This is a genomic window from Rhodoplanes azumiensis (assembly GCF_042682915.1).
Classification (GTDB): domain Bacteria; phylum Pseudomonadota; class Alphaproteobacteria; order Rhizobiales; family Xanthobacteraceae; genus Rhodoplanes; species Rhodoplanes azumiensis.
Genome location: NZ_JBHUIW010000067.1, coordinates 1 through 1,512, shown reverse-complemented (window position 1 = coordinate 1,512; position 1,512 = coordinate 1). Strand labels below are relative to the sequence as shown.

The following is a 1,512-nucleotide window of genomic DNA, read 5'->3' as shown; positions in this document are numbered from 1 at the left end:
GCTACGGCATGCACACATTTCGGGTGGGCAAGAGCTTGTCTCGGAGGATCCAGCCTTCGGCGATGGTGCGGAACCGGTGGAGGCCGTGGCTGAACGTGATGGGCCCGGGGGGCTTGGAGGACGGATAACCGTCCCAGCCGCCCAGACGAGCGATGATCCACGCGGCCCAGGAGAGGCTTCGCGGCGGGTGCGGGTTCGTCTGCAGCGCGGTCTTGCCGCGGTACTCGGCGTCGAGGGCGTCGAGTACGATGGCCTCGTCGGCCGTGAAGGCGATGCTGGCCGGTTCGACGCTGGTTCCGTCGCGGGCCTGCCGGAGTTGAAGGGTGACGGCCGCCGCCTTGGTGGCGATCGCGGCGAGCTTCAGGAGGCGATCCGCGGTCTCGATCTGGCTGTCTTCGAGCCGGAGACCCTGCTTCTTCATCAGCCGGAACAGCTGCTCGATGGTCCAGCGCTGTCGGTACCAATCGACGATGCGCCACGCCGCCGCGGCGTCGCCGACCGCATGCGTCGTGAGCAGGCGCCAGTGCAGCGGCTCGATGTTCTCCGGCGGCGACGGCTCGACCACCTCGACCAAGGTGAGCGCGACGCTCTCGGGCAGATGGCGATGGTGCGGGCCCTTGGGTCGCCGCAGCGCGACCGGTCCGAACCGCAGGATCACCTCCGCCGACCGGGCCGGACGGTTGGGAGCCCGTGCCGGCAACACGACGCGTCGCGTGCCGGCACACGCGAAGCGCTCGCCTGCGGCCGAGAGAAGGCTGCCGTCCGCGACGCAACGGTCGTGCATCACCCGTCCGATCAAATCGACGGTCGGGCTCGGCAGCGTCGCCCAGAACGCGTAGAGGTCGCTCTCGCGGTCGCCGACGATCGTCACCCGCGCGGCTGCCGCCAGCACGGTCTTGGCCTGCTCGCCGGTGCTCACCCAGCGCTCGGATTCCTTGTCGGACAGGGCGCGTGCGGCGTGCGGCACCGTGACCCGGCCCGCGCGGGTCCAGACGCGGCCGGCGACCAGTCCCAGGCAGCTCCCGCTGTCGGCGTCGACCGCCACCATGGCATGCACCAGCAGGCCCCGTCCCACGCCCTTGCCGATCTCGCCCAAGCCGCGTCGGCGCTCGGCCGTGGTGGCGAAGTTGATCTCGCTGGTGTCCTGGATCGCCAGCACGTGCCGCCCGGCCGAAGCCGGGGCGGTCTGCTCGCTCCATCCCTCGATCAAGCGCTCGACCGTGACCCTGTCGTTCCCCAAAAGCCGATTGAACCGGACTTCCTGGGATCGCCGGCCATTGCTCAGCTGCCGCAGGCAGACGCTGGCGTGCACGACGATACCTTCGAGCAGCGCCGCCCCCCTTTATCGAGGCGCCGATCCCCGAACCGACCCAACGACCAACCCGTCACGTCCATGGCGACACTCCGATTCGTCCGAAGTGTCCCCAACAGAATCACACGACCGACCCCGAGGGGAATGCCTCCTGCCGCCCCGAGTCAATCCGTCGCAACAAGATCTGTGCATGCCGTAGC

At 69.4% G+C, this 1,512-nt stretch carries 1 protein-coding gene; it reads right to left on the bottom strand.

What is annotated here, in order from left to right:
* Nucleotide 1: 1 nt before the first annotated feature.
* Nucleotides 2-1,240: an IS4 family transposase gene (locus ACFSOX_RS23595; RefSeq protein ID WP_378480260.1), complete on the bottom strand. Its 1,239-nt coding sequence runs from the start codon at nt 1,238-1,240 to the stop codon at nt 2-4.
* Between the last annotated feature and the right edge of the window lie 272 nt (nt 1,241-1,512).